The organism is Paucibacter hankyongi (genome assembly GCF_037482915.1).
In the GTDB taxonomy this organism is placed as follows: Bacteria; Pseudomonadota; Gammaproteobacteria; order Burkholderiales; family Burkholderiaceae_C; genus Paucibacter_A; species Paucibacter_A hankyongi.
The window spans coordinates 137346-155805 of sequence record NZ_JBBHJX010000009.1 but is presented as its reverse complement, the minus strand read 5'-3'; the positions used below and the strand labels follow the sequence as shown (position 1 = coordinate 155805).

At 63.4% G+C, this 18460-nt stretch carries 19 protein-coding genes; 13 read left to right on the top strand and 6 right to left on the bottom strand.

Going from position 1 to position 18460, the window contains the following annotated elements:
* Window positions 1-2 precede the first annotated feature (2 nt).
* The 3 genes from WG899_RS14810 to WG899_RS14800 are packed head-to-tail and all read left to right on the top strand — an operon-like array spanning window position 3 to window position 1879.
* On the top strand, window positions 3-506 hold the full coding sequence (locus WG899_RS14810) for a M48 family metallopeptidase (RefSeq protein WP_339596467.1): 504 nt from the start codon (window positions 3-5) through the stop codon (window positions 504-506).
* A gap of 14 nt (window positions 507-520) precedes the next feature.
* A complete protein-coding gene (locus WG899_RS14805; RefSeq protein ID WP_339596466.1) occupies window positions 521-1447 on the top strand; it encodes a tRNA dihydrouridine synthase in 927 nt (308 codons plus the stop codon).
* Window positions 1448-1483: 36 nt separating this feature from the next.
* Complete coding sequence (locus WG899_RS14800; protein ID WP_339596407.1) at window positions 1484-1879, top strand: translation initiation factor Sui1; 396 nt, start codon at window positions 1484-1486, stop codon at window positions 1877-1879.
* 48 nt (window positions 1880-1927) lie between these two features.
* Here WG899_RS14800 and WG899_RS14795 read toward each other — a convergent pair whose 3' ends face one another.
* A complete protein-coding gene (locus WG899_RS14795) occupies window positions 1928-3694 on the bottom strand; it encodes a sensor histidine kinase (RefSeq protein WP_339596406.1) in 1767 nt (588 codons plus the stop codon).
* Between the two features lie 255 nt (window positions 3695-3949).
* Between WG899_RS14795 and dbpA the strand changes: the two genes are divergently transcribed.
* Both dbpA and WG899_RS14785 read left to right on the top strand, forming a co-directional pair.
* Window positions 3950-5371 carry an ATP-dependent RNA helicase DbpA gene (gene dbpA / locus WG899_RS14790; protein ID WP_339596405.1) on the top strand — a complete coding sequence of 474 codons (1422 nt, stop codon included), beginning with the start codon at window positions 3950-3952 and terminating at the stop codon, window positions 5369-5371.
* Window positions 5372-5568: 197 nt separating this feature from the next.
* Window positions 5569-5823, top strand: coding sequence for a hypothetical protein (locus WG899_RS14785; RefSeq protein WP_339596404.1), 255 nt, complete (start codon window positions 5569-5571; stop codon window positions 5821-5823).
* A gap of 62 nt (window positions 5824-5885) precedes the next feature.
* On the opposite strand, the gene WG899_RS14780 is transcribed toward WG899_RS14785, so the two are convergent.
* The 5 genes from WG899_RS14780 to WG899_RS14760 form a co-directional block, all read right to left on the bottom strand.
* On the bottom strand, window positions 5886-7685 hold the full coding sequence (locus WG899_RS14780) for a glutamine--tRNA ligase/YqeY domain fusion protein (protein ID WP_339596403.1): 1800 nt from the start codon (window positions 7683-7685) through the stop codon (window positions 5886-5888).
* A gap of 179 nt (window positions 7686-7864) precedes the next feature.
* Complete coding sequence (locus tag WG899_RS14775) at window positions 7865-8716, bottom strand: LytR/AlgR family response regulator transcription factor (protein WP_339596402.1); 852 nt, start codon at window positions 8714-8716, stop codon at window positions 7865-7867.
* Entirely contained in the window at window positions 8713-9837 is a 1125-nt protein-coding gene (locus tag WG899_RS14770; RefSeq protein WP_339596401.1) for a sensor histidine kinase, read from the bottom strand. The genes WG899_RS14775 and WG899_RS14770 overlap by 4 nt, the downstream gene beginning before the upstream one ends.
* 58 nt (window positions 9838-9895) lie before the next feature.
* Window positions 9896-10420 carry a DUF6622 family protein gene (locus WG899_RS14765; RefSeq protein WP_339596400.1) on the bottom strand — a complete coding sequence of 175 codons (525 nt, stop codon included), beginning with the start codon at window positions 10418-10420 and terminating at the stop codon, window positions 9896-9898.
* A gap of 109 nt (window positions 10421-10529) precedes the next feature.
* Window positions 10530-12050, bottom strand: a complete 1521-nt coding sequence (locus WG899_RS14760) for a helicase HerA-like domain-containing protein (RefSeq protein ID WP_339596399.1) — start codon at window positions 12048-12050, stop codon at window positions 10530-10532.
* A gap of 202 nt (window positions 12051-12252) precedes the next feature.
* Here WG899_RS14760 and WG899_RS14755 point away from each other — a divergent pair, with 202 nt between their 5' ends.
* The 8 genes from WG899_RS14755 to WG899_RS14720 are packed head-to-tail and all read left to right on the top strand — an operon-like array spanning window position 12253 to window position 18447.
* On the top strand, window positions 12253-12978 hold the full coding sequence (locus WG899_RS14755; RefSeq protein WP_339596398.1) for a YebC/PmpR family DNA-binding transcriptional regulator: 726 nt from the start codon (window positions 12253-12255) through the stop codon (window positions 12976-12978).
* A gap of 49 nt (window positions 12979-13027) precedes the next feature.
* Window positions 13028-14308, top strand: a complete 1281-nt coding sequence (gene purD, locus WG899_RS14750) for a phosphoribosylamine--glycine ligase (RefSeq protein WP_339596397.1) — start codon at window positions 13028-13030, stop codon at window positions 14306-14308.
* The gene (locus WG899_RS14745) at window positions 14305-14949 is read left to right on the top strand and encodes a 1-acyl-sn-glycerol-3-phosphate acyltransferase (protein WP_339596396.1); all 645 of its coding nucleotides are present in this window, start codon (window positions 14305-14307) and stop codon (window positions 14947-14949) included. Before purD ends, WG899_RS14745 begins: the two co-directional genes overlap by 4 nt.
* A 2-nt stretch (window positions 14950-14951) precedes the next feature.
* Window positions 14952-15887, top strand: coding sequence for an oxygen-dependent coproporphyrinogen oxidase (hemF, locus tag WG899_RS14740; RefSeq protein ID WP_339596465.1), 936 nt, complete (start codon window positions 14952-14954; stop codon window positions 15885-15887).
* Window positions 15878-16501 (top strand): nicotinate-nucleotide adenylyltransferase, encoded by a 624-nt coding sequence (nadD, locus tag WG899_RS14735; protein WP_339596395.1) that lies wholly within the window; start codon window positions 15878-15880, stop codon window positions 16499-16501. The genes hemF and nadD overlap by 10 nt, the downstream gene beginning before the upstream one ends.
* Window positions 16502-16508: 7 nt before the next feature.
* Entirely contained in the window at window positions 16509-17312 is an 804-nt protein-coding gene (gene rsfS, locus WG899_RS14730) for a ribosome silencing factor (RefSeq protein WP_339596394.1), read from the top strand.
* A gap of 9 nt (window positions 17313-17321) precedes the next feature.
* Window positions 17322-17789 (top strand): 23S rRNA (pseudouridine(1915)-N(3))-methyltransferase RlmH, encoded by a 468-nt coding sequence (rlmH, locus tag WG899_RS14725; RefSeq protein ID WP_339596393.1) that lies wholly within the window; start codon window positions 17322-17324, stop codon window positions 17787-17789.
* A 52-nt stretch (window positions 17790-17841) separates the two neighbouring features.
* On the top strand, window positions 17842-18447 hold the full coding sequence (locus WG899_RS14720; protein WP_339596392.1) for a Maf family protein: 606 nt from the start codon (window positions 17842-17844) through the stop codon (window positions 18445-18447).
* Window positions 18448-18460 lie beyond the last annotated feature (13 nt).

Below are 18460 nucleotides of genomic sequence, written 5' to 3'. Positions count from 1 at the left end.
CTCTGAAGTACCTGGCGGGCTACCCGGCCGACACCTTGCTGCAGGTGCAGCAGCTGATTGCCGAGGGCCCCGAGCGTTTGGGGCAATTGCTCGCACGCCGCTATCCCCAAGGCCATGAGGTGCGCAGCGACAAGGCCTTGTTCGACTACACCCAGGACTTAAAGCAGCGCTATTTGCGCAATGCCGAGCCGCTCTCCAAGGTCTGCTTCGACGCCAAGCTCAAGATCATTCAGCACGCCTTGGGCACCCACACCCGCGCCGCGCGGGTGCAGGGCAGCAAGCTTAAGACCAAGCGCGAGATCCGCGTCGCCACGCTGTTCAAGGAGGCGCCGGCCGAGTTCTTGAAAATGATCGTGGTGCACGAGTTGGCGCATCTGAAGGAGCTCGATCACAACAAGGCTTTTTATCAACTCTGCCAGCATATGGAGCCGAGCTATGGGCAGCTGGAGTTTGATCTGCGCCTCTACCTGACGCATTTGGATTTGCTCGCCGAGGTGCAAGCGTGATCCTCTTGGCCCCAATGGAGGGCTTGCTCGACCATATGTTGCGCGATGTGCTGACCCGTGTCGGCGGCATTGATCGCTGTGTGTCCGAGTTCATTCGCGTTACTGATCGGCTGATGCCGAACCGCGTCTTCACCCGCATCGTGCCGGAGTTGCTGCATGGCGGCCTGACGCCGGCCGGCGTGCCGGTGCGCGCGCAATTGCTGGGCGCCGACCCGGTCTGCATGGCCGAGAACGCCGCCAAGCTGGCGGCCTTGCGGCCGGCCGGCATCGACCTGAACTTTGGCTGCCCGGCCAAGTGCGTCAATCAGCATCGCGGTGGCGCGGTCTTGCTGGACGAGCCGGAGCTGATTGCGCAAATCGTCGCCGCGGTGCGCCGCGCCGTGCCACGGGACATGCCGGTCTCGGCCAAGATGCGCCTGGGCTATATGGATGACTCGCGCACCTTGGAGTGTGCGCACGCCATGGTGGACGCGGGAGCCGAAGAACTGGTGGTGCACGCCCGAACCAAGGCCGATGGCTACAAGCCGCCGGCCTATTGGGACCGCATTGCGGCGGTGCGCGAAAGCGTGGCTGTGCCGGTGGTGGCCAATGGCGAGGTGTGGACGGCGTTGGATGCCGAGAACTGCCTGGCGCAAAGCGGCTGCAGTGCCTTGATGCTGGGGCGTGGCATGGTGGCCGACCCGGGCCTGGCTCTGGCGATTCGTTCGGCCGGTGGCGACGGTGTACAGCCCCTCAGCTGGGGTCAGGTCTTGCCCTTGCTGCGCGACTTCTGGGCCTTGGTGCATGCCAATGTCGAAACCAAGCACCAGTCCGGCCGTCTGAAACAATGGTTGAACTATTTGCGCCGCCGCTACCCGGAGGCGCAAGAGGCTTATATGCGGGTGCGCACCATCAATTCCCCGCTGGAATTGCATCAGCAGCTGTTTGGCTGCGCCGCTTAAGACGCGTCGAGACGCTTCAGGAAGCTTGAAACCACGATGAACTCGAACAACAAAAAAACCGCCTCTGGCTTGGCGGGCCTCGGAGCCTTGACCGGCTTGGTCTATTCCACCGACAGTGGCCGTACCTGCCCGGAGTGTCGCCAGGCCAAGGCTGACTGTCGCTGCGGCCGCCCGGTGCTGCCCAAGGGAGACGGCATCGTGCGCGTCTCACGCGAGACGAAGGGCCGCGCCGGCAAGGGCGTCACCCTGGTCAAGGGCGTGCCCTTGGATGAGGCCGGCTTGGTCGCCTTGGGCAAAGAGCTGAAGGCCGCTTGCGGCTCGGGCGGCACGGTTAAAGACGGCGTCATCGAGGTGCAGGGCGACCACCGCGAGCGGGTGATCGAGTTGCTGAAGAAAAAAGGCAGCTGGACGGTCAAGCAAGCCGGCGGTTGAGGTGCCGGGTCCGTTGGACGGGCTTGGGCGAGGTGTCGCCGGAGTCCATTACGCCGACTGAATTGGCAGACTCAGCGTAAAGCGCGCCCCTTGGCCAAGCTCCGATCGCACGCTCAGCTGGCCATTCATCAACTCGGCCAAGCCGCGTGACAAGGCCAGGCCCAGGCCGGTGCCGCCGTGTTCCGTGCTGATCTGCGCGTTGGCTTGGCGGAACTTTTCAAAGATGGTGTGTTGCACCGCCTCGGGAATGCCCGGCCCGGTGTCATCCACATGAAAGTCGATGCGCCCCGGCTGCATTTCGGCCGATAGCGTCACGCGGCCCTCGGCGGTGAACTTGATCGCATTGGACAGCAGGTTGTTGAGAATCTGCTTGACGCGCAGGCTGTCGCAGTTGAGCGTGGCCGGCAGCTTCTCGTCGATGCGGACCTGCAGGTCCAGCCCCTTGTTGCCGGCCGAAATGGCAAAGAAGTCGACGCAACCCTGCACCAAGGCGCGGACATCGACGTCCTCTTTGTTCAAGTTCATGCCGCCGGCCTCGACCTTGGCGAGATCAAGAATTTCGGTCAGCAGGGTGCTGAGGTGCTCGGCGCCCTTGCGGATCAAGCCGGCCTGGCGTCGGAATTTGGGATCCTCCAGCCGCTGCTCCATCAACTCGGCAAAGCCTCGAATACTGGTCAGAGGCGTGCGCAACTCGTGCGACATGGCGGCCAGGAATTCGCTCTTGGCCTGGTTGGCCGCATGGGCCTGCGCTTCGCTGCGCCGCAAGGCGGCGGCGCTGCGTTCTTGTCGCCGCAGGCTGGCCACCAAGCCGGCCGCCGCCGCCATGATCAGGACGCTGAGCAGCAGGGTTAGCACCAAAGTCGCGATGGCGGCGTAGCGCCAATGAGCCAAGGCTTCGTCTTGCCCTACCGAAATCAGCAGATAGAGCGGGTAGTTGTTGACGTGGCGAGAGGTAATCAGGCGCTCGATGCCATCGACCGAGCCAAAGCCCATCAAGCTGGCTTCCTCCTTGTTCAGCCCTTGCCGAGCAAAGGCTGACGTGGGTGGCAGGGAGGCGCCTTGTTTAGAAGCCTCGCCGCCGATCACCCGCGCGCGAATGACCAGGTCATGGCCCACCAGGGTGACGCCTCCCTTGTGCCCCAGATCAACGTGCCGGAACACTTCTTCAAAGTAGCCCGGGTCTAGCGAAGCGACGACCACGCCCAGCAGGCGGCCCTCGGCGTCAGTGATGCGGCGGGACAGTTGAATGGTCCATTTGTTGGACACCTTGCCCAGCACCGGCTTGCCGATGTAGAGATCGTCCGGCTGCGCCAGCGGCGCCAGGGCTGGCGTTGATTGAGGCGCTAGGTGGATGCGGACATGGTCGCGGCTGGACAGATCCATGCCCGCCGACTTCTTGCTCGCGGAGTCCAGATTGCTGGCGACCATGATTCCGCGGGCGTCAAGCCAGGCTATTTGCACCAAGATCTTGGGCGCCAGCCCGGTCTCATTGGCAAAGCGCACCAGATCGCCCGGAGTTGCGTGGCCGCTGGCAATCGCGTCGCGGGCGCGCAGGGTGGCCTGGTTGCTTGCTTCGAGCACGCGCTCGGTCTGCTCTTCCAAGGCGCGGGCCAGATTGGAGTTTTGCTGGAATTGGCTGTCGATGGCATCGTGCCGGCGCAGCCAGAGCAGGCTGCCGATGGCGATCCAGGCCAGCAAAACGGCGATCATGGCGGCCAGCATCACCCGGCGTTGCAGGCGCGCCGCATGATCTTCGGCGTGGAAGTCTGGCTTGAGGGAGGAGGGCGTCGGCGGATCGATGTCGGCTTCTGTCATGGCTTCCCTTGATGGCTGTACCGCTACGGCCATAAGCCGAACGCCTTGTGCGTCGCAAGGCGGCTGCTCGCCCCTGCAACACCGGGTACAAGCGGCACAAGTGGCGCAAGTGGCGCAAGTGCCTCAAGCGGTCCAGTCTTGATGATAGCCAGACATTGGCGCCGGGCTTGGCCGGAACAGCCGGTTTGACTCAGCTTATTTCAGCTTGGGGCCTGCGAAATGTTCCAGCCGCGGCCTGGCAGGGATAATCGGTCGATGAACGCCTCCACCGACAAACTCTCTTTCGCTCAACTTCCCTTGAGCGCCGCCATGCAGGCCAATCTGGCGCAGCTGGGCTATACCCAAATGACGCCGATCCAGGCCGCGAGCCTGCCCCTGGCCTTGGCCGGCCAGGATTTGATCGCCCAGGCGCAAACCGGCAGCGGCAAGACCGCCGCCTTCGCGCTTGCGCTGCTGCACAAGTTGGACGCCGCACGCTTCGATGTGCAGGCCCTGGTGCTGTGCCCGACCCGCGAGCTGGCCGACCAGGTCACTCAGGAGATTCGTCGCCTGGCGCGCGCTGCCGACAATATCAAGGTGCTGACCCTGTGCGGCGGCTCGCCGATGAAGCCGCAAATGGACAGCCTGGGCTTTGGCTGCCACATCGCCGTGGGCACACCGGGCCGGGTGATGGACCATCTGGAGCGCGGCAGCCTGAATCTGTCGGGCTTGAACACCTTGGTGCTGGACGAAGCGGACCGCATGCTGGACATGGGTTTCTTTGACGACATCGTCACCGTCGCCAAGCAAGCGCCTAAGAAGCGCCAGACCTTGCTCTTCTCTGCCACCTATCCGGAAGGCATTGCCAAGCTGAGCGCGCAGTTCATGCGCGAGCCCAAGGAGGTCAAGCTCAACGCGGCAGCGGTGCAGGCACCGAGCAGCATTCGCCAGCTGGCCTTTGAGGTCACCGAGGCTGAACGTTTGCATGCCGTGTCCTTGCTGCTGAACCATTTTCGCCCGGCCAGCACGATTGCGTTTTGCAACACCAAGGCGCAGTGCCGCGATCTGGTCGAGGTGCTGAGCGGCCAAGGCTTTGTGGCCATGGCCTTGCATGGCGACTTGGAGCAGCGTGATCGTGATCAGGTGCTGATCCAGTTTGCCAACCGCAGCTGCTCGGTGCTGGTGGCGACCGATGTGGCGGCGCGCGGCCTGGACATCGCCCAACTCGAATGCGTCATCAATGTCGAGGTGACGCCCGACATCGAGGTGCACACCCACCGCATCGGCCGCACCGGCCGAGCCGGCGCGGAAGGTCTGGCGCTCAGCTTGGCCAGCCTGGATGAAATGGGGCGCATTGGTCGCATCGAGCAGATGCAGGGCTATGCCTTTGTCTGGCAGGGGCTTGAGACGCTAACGCCCAGTGCCGGCGGCGCTTTGCAGCCGCCGATGGACACCTTGCAGATCCTCGGTGGCCGCAAAGAAAAGATTCGCCCCGGCGACATCTTGGGGGCGCTGACCGGTGAGGCTGGCTTCAAATTTGAGCAGGTCGGCAAGATCAATATCACCGAGTTCCACAGCTATGTGGCGGTGGAACGCAGCATTGCGCGCGAGGCGGTCAAACGCCTCTCCGACGGCAAGCTGAAGGGCCGCAAGGTCAAGGTGCGCCGCATGGCCGATCTGGCCGAACTCGGCAGCTGATCGTCCTGCCGGCCGGCGCGGGGCCCTCTGCCGGCCCCTTCAGTTCGTGACAAATTGTTGTCAGCGAAAGTCTTAGTCCACCGCAGGAGTTGGTCCGACGTTATTTCGAGACGTATGCACATGGTCTCCCCCGCATTCGGGGCCTAGTCTTCGGGCATGGCAGTCGAGATCATGGTGACGCATCAGGAGCAGTAACGATGGACACCCAATACATGCAAAGCAAGAGCCCGCAGACCCAGCCAAATAACTGCTTGGGCACGATGTCGAATCAGTTTGAACTGCGCTTTCAATCCTTGTTTCATTCGGGCAAGGCCTTGTCCTTCCCCTGTGATTCGCGCGGCGATGTGCTGCTCGACAGCCTCAGTGCCAAGGCTTTGGAAAACTATCTGTTCGCCCGCGCCGTGGTCGGACATGAATATGCCAACCCGGTGGTGCAGCCACTGGAAGAATGAAAGCAAAAAGCCCGCCGGGGATGACTCCGCAGCGGGCTTGTCTCTGAGCTTTTAGAACGTTATTACTTGGACCAGCCGTCTTTCAGCCCGGTGATCTTGTTGAAGACCGGCTTTTCTGCTTGGTGATCAAGGCGGTCGGTGACGAAGTAACCGTGGCGCTCGAACTGGAAGTGAGTCTCCGCCGCCACGCTGGCCAGTGAAGGCTCCAAATAGGCCGTCACCACCTTGCAACTGTTGGGGTTGATGAAGCTCAAGAAATCGGCATCGCCCGAATCGGGTTGGGCCTCGGTGAACAAGCGGTCATACAAACGCACCTCGGCCTCGACGGCCTCGTGCACGCTGACCCAAGTGATGGCGCTCTTGACCTTGACCGCATCGGCGCCCGGCGTGCCGCTCTTGGTGTCGGGCACCACGGTGGCCAGCACTGCGGTGATCTTGCCGTCCGCATCCTTCTCGCAGCCGCTGCACTCGATCACATAGCCGTACTTCAAACGCGTCTTGTTGCCGGGGTAGAGGCGGTGGTAGCCCTTTACCGGTTCTTCCATGAAGTCTTCGCGCTCGATCCAGACCTCGTGGCCGAGCGCGAACTGGCGCTGACCCAACTCCGGCACTTGCGGATGCGCCGGCGCGCTGCTGGTTTCAACATGATCGACGCTGCCGAACAACTCCACCCAATTCGTGAGCTTGAGCTTGACTGGGTCCAGCACGGCGCAGGCGCGCGCGGCCTTGCCTTCGAGGTCGGTGCGCAGGCAGCCGTCCAGCACCGAATACTCTAGCCAGGCATTGCTCTTGGTCACGCCGGTGGCTTCGACCATGGCGCGGATGCTGCTGGCGGTATAGCCGCGGCGGCGCATGCCCACCAGGGTCGGCATGCGCGGGTCATCCCAGCCCGCCACATGGCCTTCGTCCACCAGTTGGCGCAGCTTGCGCTTGGAGGTGACCACATAGGTCAGGTTCAGGCGGCCGAACTCGTACTGATGCGGCAGCGGGTGCGCCAGCAAGCCGCCTTCGGCCAGATGGCCCAGCAGCCAGTCGTAGAAGGGGCGCTGGTCTTCGAACTCCAGCGTGCACAGGCTGTGGGTGATGCGCTCCAGCGCGTCTTCGATCGGGTGGGCGAAGGTGTACATCGGGTAGATGCACCATTTGTCGCCGGTGTTGTGGTGCGTGGCGCGGCGGATGCGGTACAGCGCCGGGTCTCGCATATTGATATTGGGTGAGGCCATGTCGATCTTGGCGCGCAGAATCATCGCGCCATCGGCATGCAAGCCGTCCTTCATCTCGCGGAAGCGAGCCAGGTTTTCGGCCGGCGTGCGTGCACGGAAGGGGCTGTTGACGCCCGGGCGGCTGAAGTCGCCGCGGTTGGCACGCATTTCGTCCGGCGTTTGTTCATCGACATAGGCCAGACCGGCTTCGACCAGGTGCTCGGCGGCGCGATACATGAAGTCGAAGTAATCGCTGGCGCAGAACAGGTGCGAGGTACCGCCCTGGTTCCAGTCCCAACCCAACCAGGACACCATCTCCCGGATCGCGTCCACGTACTCCTGCTCTTCCTTCTCAGGGTTGGTGTCGTCGAAGCGCAGGTGGCAGATGCCGCCATAGTCACGGGCCAAGCCAAAGTTCAAGCAAATGCTCTTGGCGTGGCCGATGTGCAAATAGCCGTTCGGCTCGGGCGGGAAACGGGTGCGAATCTTGGCCGGGTCCAGCGGCCCTGCCGCGTGGTGGGCAGCGTCGCCGGGCGTGCCGGCAAAGTGACGCGCGGGCTGCCCGGGTTGGCCTTGTTGGGCCAGGTCGCGCTCGATGATGGTGCGCAGAAAGTTATTGCTCGGGGCGGGCTTGTTGGCGTCGGCAGTCGTTTGGGACATGAAGTCGGCGGCGCAGGGGCGCCGTCAGAGTGGCTGGTTTGCGCTGATTTTATCGGGGTCAGCGCACGGATTCAGGCCTTGGGAGTCGAGGCCCGAAATTGGGGCTCGCAACGGGGCTGAATCTGACGACGCCTTGCGCTGCTCGCCCAGCCTTCCCAGGCCGGGCTCGCAGGTGTTTTCTACAGGCCCTTGAACAAGGGCGCGTAAAGGCGGCTGACCGAAATTCGGTCGGGGCTGCCGTGCAGGTGCAGCGTGATCTTGCCGGCCTCGTCGCGGACCACGCGGTCGATGGCGTCCGAGCGCACGATGACGCCCCGGTGCACCTGCCAAAAGCGCTGCGTGTCCAGCTGCGGGAGCAACTCGCGCAGCGAGATGCGCACCAGATGCTCTTTGGCTGAGGTCAGCACGCGCACATATTTGTCGGCCGCCTCAAAGTACAAGACCTCATCGACCGGCACCATATGGATGGTGTTGCCCAGTCCCACTTGCAATAGTCGCAGTGGCGCGTTGGCGGGTGCCTGCCCGGCAGCGGGGGGCGGTAGCAACGCTCCCGGCGCGGCGCTGCCGAGCAATTGACGCAGTTGCTGCACCGCCTGTTCCAGGCTCGCTTGGGCCGCAGCGTCGGGCGAGTTGACTGGCACTTGTCTGGCCGCCAGGGCGCTCTTCAGGCGCTGGCAGGTTTGCGCCAGTCGCTCGGTTTGCACCGGCTTGAGCACATAGTCGATGGCCGAGCGATCAAAGGCCTGCACCGCGTACTGGTCGTAGGCGGTGACAAAGACCAGCAAGGGGAAGGGCTGATCGGCCGGCCAGTCTTCGGCCATCGCCGAGGCGGCCTCCAGGCCAGTCATGCCCGGCATGCGAATGTCCAGAAAGCAGACCTCGGGGTGCTTTTCCAGCGCCGCATCCACGGCGGCTTGTCCATGCGCCGCCATGGCCACGATGCGCAGCTCCGGCCACAGGCGGGCCAGTTCTTGGCGCAGGTTTTCGGCCAACAGGGCTTCGTCTTCGGCGATCAGTGCGGTGCAATTCATGATGAACTTTTGGGCGGTTGGAGGGGGAGCAGGATGCGGGCCAGGGTGCCGCCGTTCGGGGCTTTGCTGATGCTCAGGCTGGCTTGCGGGCCGTATTGGGTGGACAGGCGTTCGCGCACCTGGTGCAGGCCGAAGCGGGTGCCTGTCTGCGCCTTGCTGCTGCGCGCCGCCTGCTCCAGGCCAACCCCGCTGTCTTGCACATCGAGTTGCAGCGAGTCGCCGACGCGCTTGGCGCTGATGAGCAATTCGCCGCCGTCAATGGCGGGCTCCAGCCCATGCTTGATGGCGTTCTCCACCAGCGGCTGCAGTAGCAAGGGCGCGATCGGCGTATCGGCCAAGTCGGCGGGCAGCTCCAGTGTCGGGCTCAGGCGACTGCCCATGCGAATCTGCATCAGTGCCAGATAGTCGCGCAGGCGTTCAAACTCATCGCGCAAGGGATGGCTCTCGGTGCGCGAGGCCGTCAAGGTGGCGCGCAAAAACGCGATCAGCTGATCCAGCATTTGCTGGGCGCGCACCGGGTCCATGCCGATCAACACCCGCAGATTGGCCAGGGTGTTGAACAACATATGCGGCTCCAGCTGTGACTCCAGCAGGCGCAGCTTGTTCTCGGCCGCCAGGCGTTGCGCGGTTTGGGTGCGCAGATTGGCCTCGTCCAGGTGGCCGCGGGCGACGAAGTAAATGGTGATCAAAACGCCCGGCAACAGGGCGATGAGCAACATGACCGCACCGCTGCGCAGCCCGGCGCTGAGAGGGCTTTTGTAGTGGTTTCCCGTCAACCAGTTGCCTGCATCCAAGCCCAGGCTGTAGCCGGCCAGGGTGCCGACGAACAAGACAATCAACATGAGGGGCCAGCCCAGCCATTTCTTGGCTGGCTTGCCGCTGCGGGCACGCAGGCGGTTTTGCAGCGTGGTGGCCAGGTGGGTCAGCGTTTGAATGATGCTTGAGCAGCACGCGCTGATCAGCAGGGTGTAGACGAATTCGCGTCCGAACCCGGCCCGAAATTGGCCCCAGCTGGCCCCCGCCATCAACATGAAGAAGGTGTTCAGAGCCAGCGCTATGGCGAGCACCAGCAGCGCTTGCTTGAAGAGCCAAAGCCAGCGTCTGCCGGCGTGGCGCGGCATGTTGAATATCGAGCCGCCGGTCATGGCAGCCGCTGCCGCTGGTGGCTCGGGGAGCGGATCAGGACGTTTCAAATTGGCCTTCAATCATTGAGGAGGTGCTGCAATTCAAGATATTGCGTGAGCGCCCTAAAAAGGCGCCGCCGAAAGCACCAAACAAGGCGCTGAAGCTGCTGGCAAACGCGGGCGTGTTGAGCAGTTCGGGATGCAGTGCCGTGCTCATGCCGACAGCAAACTTGGCCAGGAATATGCCCATCATCAGCGCCAAGGGCAGCCAGCTGCCGGGCACGAAGAACAGGTTTCGGGCGCTGTCAAAGTGGCAAGTGCCGGGCCAGCCGCTGCGCCGCACCAGCATCTGGCCGGCGATCAGGCCACACACCCAGGGCAGGATCGCACCGGCCGAAGGGCCGAAGCTGCCGACAACGCCCCAGGCGCCATAGGCGAGCCAAATCATGGGCACCAGCTTCAGTCGGCTCTTGCTCATCCACTGATCGCGGCTTTGCAGCAAGCCCATGATCAAGATGAAGGCCAAGATGGCCCAGACAAAGCCGGGTATGTGGCTGAAGACTGCGCTGGCGCTGTTCATGGGCTGACTCCGTATCGGTCTGAAGAGGGAATGCAGGCATTTTTAAGCCCCCGACAGGCCCGAGACAGCGGCTTGCGACCAAGCGCAGCCACCGGGCGTAAAGCGCCGCTCAGCGGCGCCGGCTGCTGGCGCCCCCCAGCAAACTGCCCAAGACGCCCCGCACGATCTCGCGGCCGACCGAGCTGCCCATGGTGCGGATGGCCGAGCGGGCCGCCACTTCGGCGAGACCCTCATGGTGTGCGCCGCGCGGGCCGGTGGTGCCGAACAGCAAGTCCTTGAGGCCGCCCAGCACGCCGCCATCGGCTGCCTCGGGCGTGGGCTGAGCGCGGCCCGGTGATGCTGGCGTCGTTGCGTTCGGCGCGGCGCCCTTGAGCTTTTCAAACGCCGATTCGCGATCCACCATCGCTTCATAAACGCCGGCCACCAGCGAGCTCTTGATCAAGGCTTGGCGTTGCTCGGCATTGATCGGCCCAATCTGGCTGCCCGGGGGCAGCACGAAGACGCGCTCGGTCACGCTGGGCCGGCCCTTTTCATCCAACAGGCTGACCAAGGCTTCGCCCACCGCGAGTTCGGTGATGGCCGTGCTGATGTCCAAGCCCGGCTTGGCGCGCATGGTCTCGGCGGCCGCCTTGACCGCCTTTTGGTCACGCGGGGTGAAGGCGCGAAGCGCATGTTGCACCCGGTTGCCGAGCTGACCCAGCACCGCGTCTGGGATGTCCAGCGGATTTTGAGTGACGAAATAGACGCCCACGCCCTTGGAGCGCACCAGACGCACGACCAGTTCGATGCGCTCCACCAGGGCGGCCGGTGCATCTTTGAAGAGCAGGTGGGCCTCGTCGAAGAAGAACACCAGCTTGGGCTTGTCGAGGTCGCCCACCTCGGGCAGGGTTTCGAACAGCTCCGACAGCATCCACAGCAAGAAAGTGGCGTAGAGGCGCGGCGCGTTCATCAGCCTGTCGGCGGCCAGCACATTGATGACGCCCTGGCCGGCCTCGGTCTGCATGAAGTCGGCGATGTTCAGCATCGGCTCGCCGAAGAATTTGTCGCCGCCTTGGGCTTCGATCTGCAGCAGGCCGCGCTGAATGGCGCCGACGCTGGCGGCCGAGACATTGCCGTACTGGGTGGTGAACTGCGCCGCGTTGTCGCCCACATGCTGCAGCATGGCGCGCAGGTCCTTTAGGTCCAGCAACAAGAGGCCGGCGTCATCGGCAATCTTGAAGACCATTTGCAGCACGCCCTGCTGGGTTTCGTTCAAGGCCAGCATGCGGGCCAAGAGCAGCGGACCCATATCGGAGACGGTGGCGCGCACCGGGTGGCCTTGTTCACCGAAAACGTCCCACAGCGTGGTCGGGCAGGCGAGGGGTGCTGGGGCGTCGATGCCGCGGTCCTTCAAGGCGGCGAGCAACTTCTCAGAGGGCTTGCCGGTCTGCGAGATGCCGGTCAGGTCGCCTTTCACATCGGCCATGAAAACCGGTACGCCGATGCTGCTGAAACTTTCGGCCAGTTTTTGCAGGCTGATGGTCTTGCCGGTGCCGGTGGCGCCGGTAATCAAGCCATGCCGATTGGCCAATGCGGGCAGCAAAAGGCATTCGGTGGTGTCATGGCGGGCCAGCAGAATCGGGTCGGACATGGGGGCTCCAGGGCTCACAGTTAATATGGTTTTGCTTCAAAGAAGACGCATATCGCGGAGGCGATGTGATGTCGGAATTAAAGCGTATTGCGCTTCAGAGAAGACTCATATCGCGAAGCGATGTGATGTCGGAACTAAAATCGCAGTCTATCTAACTAAATGGGGCTCGCGAACGCGCGGGTTCAGCAGGAGCAAGAGCCATATGGCGGGTCATTCCAAATGGGCCAATATTCAGCATCGCAAGGGCCGTCAAGACGAAAAGCGCGGCAAGATCTGGACGCGCATCATTCGTGAAATCACCGTGGCGGCCCGCCAGGGCGGCCCCGATATCAAGGACAACCCGCGCCTGCGCTTGGCGGTGGACAAGGCCAAAGGCGCGAATATGCCGGCCGACCGCATCAAATACAACATCGACAAGGCCTCGGGCAATATTGACGGCCTGGTCTATGAAGAAATCCGTTATGAGGGTTACGGCATCGGCGGTGCCGCCGTCATCATCGACACCATGACCGACAACAAGGTCCGCACCGTGGCCGAGGTGCGCCATGCCTTCAGCAAATGCGGCGGCAATATGGGCACCGAAGGCGCGGTGGCCTTCCAGTTCAAGCATTGCGGCCAGCTGGTGTTTGCGCCCGGCAGCGACGAGGACAAGATCATGGAAATAGCGCTGGAAGCCGGCGCCGAAGACGTGATCACCGATGACGATGGCGCCATCGAGGTCTTGACCGCGCCGGCCGACTTTGAAGCCGTGCGCAATGCCCTGGAAGCAGCCGGCCTGACGGCCGACGCCGCCGAGGTCACGATGCGGGCCGAGAACACCATCGAGCTCAGCGGCGACGAAGGCGTGCGCATGCAAAAACTGCTCGATATGCTGGAAGACCTGGACGATGTCCAAGAGGTCTACAGCAACGCCAGCATCAGCGAATAAGGGTGGGCTGCGGCCTGTCCAGCAAAACCTCAGAAAGTAAGGTCCTCGAATGAAGGTATTGGTGCTTGGTAACGGCGGGCGAGAGCACGCGCTGGCCTGGAAGTTGGCGCAAAGCGCACGGGTGAGCCAGGTGTTCGTGGCGCCGGGTAATGGCGGCACGGCACGCGACTCGCGGCTGAAGAACGTGCCCATCACCGATGTGAAGGCGCTGGCCGACTTCGCAGTGGAACAAAAGGTCACGCTGACCGTGGTCGGCCCCGAGGCTTACCTGGCCGCTGGCGTGGTGGATGAGTTCCGTGCGCGCGGGCTGCGCATTTTTGGCCCCACCAAGGCGGCCGCGCAGCTGGAGTCGTCCAAAGCCTTTGCCAAGGACTTCATGAAGCGCCATGCCATCCCGACGGCGGCCTACGAGGTCTTCAGCGATGTGGCTGCTGCTCATGCCTATGTGGACGCGCAAGGTGCGCCCATCGTCATCAAGGCCGATGGCCTAGCCGCCGGCAAGGGCGTGGTCGTGGCCATGACTTTGGCCGAGGCTCATGAGGCAATCGACTGGATTCTGGAAGACAACAAGCTCGGTGTGGTGCACAACGAAGGTGGCGCGCGCGTCGTCATCGAGCAGTTTCTGCAAGGCGAAGAAGCCAGCTTCATCGTCTTGTGCGACGGCAAGAACGTGGTCTCGCTGGCCACCAGCCAGGACCACAAGCGCCTGCTGGACGGTGACGAAGGCCCCAATACTGGCGGCATGGGCGCTTACTCGCCGGCCCCGGTGGTCACGCCCAATGTGCACGCCAAGGCCATGCACGAAATCATCATGCCCACCATCCAGGGCATGGCGCGCGACGGCATTCCTTTCACCGGTTTCCTCTACGCCGGCTTGATGATCGATGCGCAAGGTCAGCCTCGCACGGTGGAGTTCAACACCCGCATGGGTGACCCCGAGACGCAGCCCATCATGATGCGGCTGAAGAGCGACTTGCTCGAGGTGTTGCTGCACGCTACCGACGGCACGCTCGATCAGGTCGAGTTGCAATGGGATCGCCGCGTCGCCCTGGGCGTGGTGATGGCGGCCGGTGGTTATCCGCTATCTCCGCGCAAGGGTGATGCGATCAGTGGCTTGCCGGCCGATGCCGAAGACCATATGGTCTTCCACGCCGGTACCGCTGAAGTGGACGGGCAGCTGCGCACCTCGGGTGGGCGAGTCTTGTGCGTGACCGCCTTGGGCGAGTCGGTGCGCAAGGCGCAGCAACTCGCTTATGAGTCGCTGGTCAATATCCAGTTCGAAGGCAAGCAGTACCGCCAGGACATCGGACACCGCGCGGTGAAACGTTGAGCGGACGCGATCTACTGCCCCAGCCGCGAGTGTTCGCGGCGGCCGAAAGCCCGCAGCAGCTGCGCTTGCAAGGCAGCGTCTGGGCGCAGCGTCTGCTGCGTCTGGCCGGTTGGCGCTTGGAGTTTGACGGCCTGCCCGGAAAGCAGGGCGTGATCCTGGTCTACCCGCACACCTCGAACTGGGATTTTGTAGTCGGCATTCTGGCCAAGTGGGCACTTGGTTTGCAGCTGCGCTTCTGGGCCAAGGACAGCTTGTTCCAACTGCCGCTGTTCGGCGCCTGGGTGCGTTGGCTCGGCGGTGTGGCGGTGCGTCGCGACAGTCCTCAAGGTTTGGTGCGCGACACGGTGCAAGACATGCAGGCCGCGCAAGCGCGTGGCGAAATGTACTGGCTGGCCATGGCGCCCGAGGGCACGCGTTCCTTGGCGCCGGCTTGGCGCTCAGGCGCGTATCAGGTGGCGCTGCAAGCGCAAGTACCGGCTGGCTTGGCCTATTTGGACTACGCCAGCAAAACCATCTGTCTGCGGCAGTTTGTGCAGCTGGGCGGCGACCCGGCCGCTGACTTGGCGCTGATGGCGCAGACCTTCAGCGCTGAACACGGCCTGAAGCCGGCTTTGGCCAGCCCGATAAGGATGAAATCATGACCATGTACACCCAACGGGTGCGCGAGTACCTGCTTGATTTGCAGTCCCGCATCGTGGCCGCCTTGCAAAAGGCCGACGGCGGCGAGTTCATCAGCGACGGTTGGACCCGCGAGCCCGGCAGCCGCTTGGAGGGCGACGGTCTTTCGCGCCTGATCGAAGGCGGGGCGGTGTTTGAGCGCGGTGGCGTCAATTTCTCGCATGTGCGGGGTCGGGTCTTGCCCCCCTCAGCCACCCAGCATCGGCCCGAGTTGGCCGGCGCGCCGTTTGAGGCCATGGGCGTGTCGCTGGTCATCCATCCGCACAATCCTTTCGTGCCGACGGTGCATATGAATGTGCGCATGTTTGCCGCCTTTCCGGCCGATGCCGAGCCGGTGGTCTGGTTTGGCGGCGGTATGGACCTGACGCCGTACTACGGCTTTGAGCGCGACGCCCAGCATTTCCACCGCACCTGCGAGGCCGCCTTGCAGCCGCATGGCGAAGACTTGTACGGCCGCTTCAAGCCCTGGTGCGATGAGTACTTTTATCTGAAGCACCGCGACGAGCCGCGCGGCATCGGCGGCATCTTTTTTGACGACTATGCCGAGGGCGGGTTCGAAGCCGCTTTCGCCATGTTGCGGTCGGTGGGCGATGCCTTTGTGCCCGCCTACCTACCCATCGTCGAGCGTCGCCATGGCTTGGCCTACACCGAGCGCGAGCGTGACTTCCAAGCCTACCGGCGCGGACGTTACGTCGAATTCAATCTGGTCTTTGACCGTGGCACCTTGTTCGGCTTGCAGTCGGGTGGGCGCACCGAGGCCATCCTGATGTCCATGCCGCCCATCGTCAAATGGCGCTATCAATGGGCTCCGGAAGAGGGCAGTTTGGAGGCCAAGCTGTACAGTGACTTCTTGCGCCCGCGTGATTGGGCGCATGAGGCGGCGACGCATCTATGGCTGTAAACCTCTGCGGGGCGGGCCGCACCGGCCTGTTTGGCGGAAGTTTTGATCCGGTGCATCTGGGCCATCTGAGCCTGGCGCGCTGCGCCCTGGAACAATTGAGTCTGGACCGGCTGCTTTGGCTGCCGGCCGGCCGTCCTTGGCAGAAGACCGGTCGAGGCTTGGCGTCGCCGCAGCATCGGCGCGCCATGGTCGAGTTGATTGTTGCCGCCGAGCCGCACTTCCAGGTGGACGACAGCGAGTTGGAGCGTGACGGCGCCAGCTACACCATCGACACGGTGCGCCAGCGATTGGCAGCGCACCCCGGCGAGCAATTGTTTCTGGTGATCGGGCAGGACCAGTTCGAGCGCTTTCACACCTGGCGTGAGTGGCGCGAGCTGCTCAGCCTGGTGACGCTCGCCGTGGCCGCACGTGCGGGTCAAGAAGTTCAGGGATCGGCCGAAGTACTAGAAATCCTTCAAGCCGAGCCCAACAAAATGCTGAAACTGGCGATGCCGGCGATGCAGGTTTCATCCACCCAGGTGCGCGAACTGGCTTCGCGCGCTCAGGACATCAGCCCCTTGGTGGGCGACGCGGTCGCGGGGTATATTGCCCAGCACCGTCTTTACAGTGAGTAGGTACTGAATGGACATTCGTAAGCTGCAACGCGCCATCGTCGATGGTTTGGAAGATGTGAAGGCCCAAAACATTGTGGTCTTCAACACCGAGCACCTGTCACCGCTGTTTGAGCGCGTGATCATTGCCTCCGGTACCAGCAACCGTCAGACCAAGGCGCTGGCTTCCAGCGTGCGCGTGACGGTCAAGGAGCGTGGCATGGATGTGCTGCGCTGCGAGGGCGAAGAAAATGGCGAATGGATCATCGTGGACTGCGGCGCCGCCGTGGTGCATGTGATGCAGCCGGCCATTCGCGATTACTACCACCTGGAAGAAATCTGGGGCGGCAAGCCGGTCAAGCTGGCGCTGGGCGACGGCAAGACCAAGCTGGTCAAGGCCTCGGACGATGAAGACGAAGTGGCGCCCGCCAAGAAGTCGGCCAAGAAGGCCGTGAAGCCTTCGCTGCCCGGCAAGCCCGGCGTGAGCAAGAAAGTGGCGGCCAAGGAAGCCGAAGCCAAACCTGCGGCCAAGAAAACCGCAGCCAAGAAGGTGGCCGCCAAGACCGGCGCCAGCTCGCGCGAAGTCGATCATAAGACGCCTGCGACCAAGACCATCAAGGTCGGCGTTGCCAAGCCCTCAGCCAAGCCTGCAGCGAAGTCTGCCGCTCCTGCAGCCAAGCCTGCGGCCAAGAAGGTCGCCGCCAAGAAAGTGGCCACCAAGACCGTGGGCGTGAAGAAGGCCGTGGCCAAGCCTGCAGCCAAGCCAGCAGTCAAAGCTCCCGCCAAAAAGGTCGCGGCCAAGAAGCCCGCGGCCAAAAAGAGCAGCGGCGCCTGATCCCGGCCGATGCGTCTGTTTTTGGTGGCCGTCGGCCAGCGCCAACCGGCCTGGGCCGATACGGCCTATGAAGACTTCGCCAAGCGCTTTCCGCCCGAAATGCGCTTGGAGTTGAAGGCGGTCAAGGCCGAAACGCGCGGCAGCAAAACCGCCGAGCAATTGATGGCGGCTGAGGCCTTGCGCATCGAGGCAGCCTTGCCGCGTGGAGTTCGTCGCGTCATCTTGGATGAGCGCGGCGAGCGCCGCACCAGCATGCAGTTGGCCGAGCGCATGAAGCTGTGGATGGGCGACGGCCGCGATGTGGCCTTGATCATCGGCGGTCCGGATGGGCTGGCCCCGGCCCTCAAATCAACGGCCGACGAGACGCTGCGCCTGTCTGACCTGACCCTGCCACATGCCTTCGCCCGCGTCTTGTTGGCGGAAGGCTTGTACCGCGCCTGGACGGTGATGACGGGCCACCCCTACCACCGCGAATGAGCGGCCTTCTGGCGATGCTGAACCTAGCCGGATTGACTTGCGACTGTTGCCGATGAGCTTTGATTTCATTTATCTGGCCTCCCAAAGCCCGCGGCGCCGCCAGCTGCTTGAGCAGCTCGGGGTGCGCTATGAGTTGCTGCTGCCGGGGCCTGAAGAGGATGCGGAGGCCTTGGAGGCCGAGCACGAGGGTGAGTCGCCCGAGCACTATGTGGCGCGCGTTACCGAGGCCAAGTTGCATGCGGCCTTGCTGCGTTTGGCGGCGCGCGGCTTGGCCGCTGCGCCGGTGTTGTGTTCGGACACCACGGTGGCTCTGGGCCCGCGTATTCTGGGCAAACCGGCCGATGCGGACGAGGCCTTGCGTACCCTCAGCCTGTTGGCGGGGCGCAGCCACCGGGTCATCACCGCCGTGGCGCTGGGGCTTGGCGAGCGGCACGAGGCAGCGCTGAATGTGTCCGAGGTGGACTTTATTGCCCTGAGCGAGGCGCAGATCCGCCGCTATATTGCCAGCGGAGAGCCTTTCGGCAAGGCTGGCGCCTATGCGATCCAGAGTCAGGCGGCTGCATGGATTTCTCGCATCGAGGGCAGCTATTCAGGCATCATGGGTCTGCCTTTGTTTGAGACGGCGCAATTGCTGCAGCGCTGGGGCGTCAATTTTTGACACCGATGTTCTT